This is a genomic window from Companilactobacillus paralimentarius DSM 13238 = JCM 10415, assembly GCF_001434985.1.
Taxonomy (GTDB): Bacteria; Bacillota; Bacilli; order Lactobacillales; family Lactobacillaceae; genus Companilactobacillus; species Companilactobacillus paralimentarius.
In genome coordinates this window covers 1-305 of the sequence record NZ_AZES01000127.1, presented here as the reverse complement: position 1 = coordinate 305, position 305 = coordinate 1, and the positions used below count along the sequence as shown (strand labels likewise).

Below are 305 nucleotides of genomic sequence, written 5' to 3'. Positions count from 1 at the left end.
AATATCATCTTTAGCAATGGCATCCATTAGTTCCCCTGTTAGATGAACTTCTTGACTAGCAAACACACTCAACGGTATTCCCGCATTATCTAAAGCTTTTTGAAATTCATTAGTCTTTCTGATCACATCTTGTTTGTGATTAGTGTATTCCCCATCCATATGGTGAGGAGTTACCAAACTATTGGTAATTCCTTGATCTACAGCTGCCTTAGCCAAATCTAATGACATCTGCATATCTTTGGAACCATCATCAACGCCTGGCAATATGTGGCAATGCAAATCAATTAATTTCATTTCTCTTTCTC

General features: G+C 37.4%; 1 protein-coding gene. It reads right to left on the bottom strand.

From position 1 onward, the window contains the following. The coding region (locus FD33_RS10645; protein WP_338025598.1) for a CpsB/CapC family capsule biosynthesis tyrosine phosphatase at positions 1-294 on the bottom strand (294 nt) is incomplete at its 3' end. Positions 295-305 lie beyond the last annotated feature (11 nt).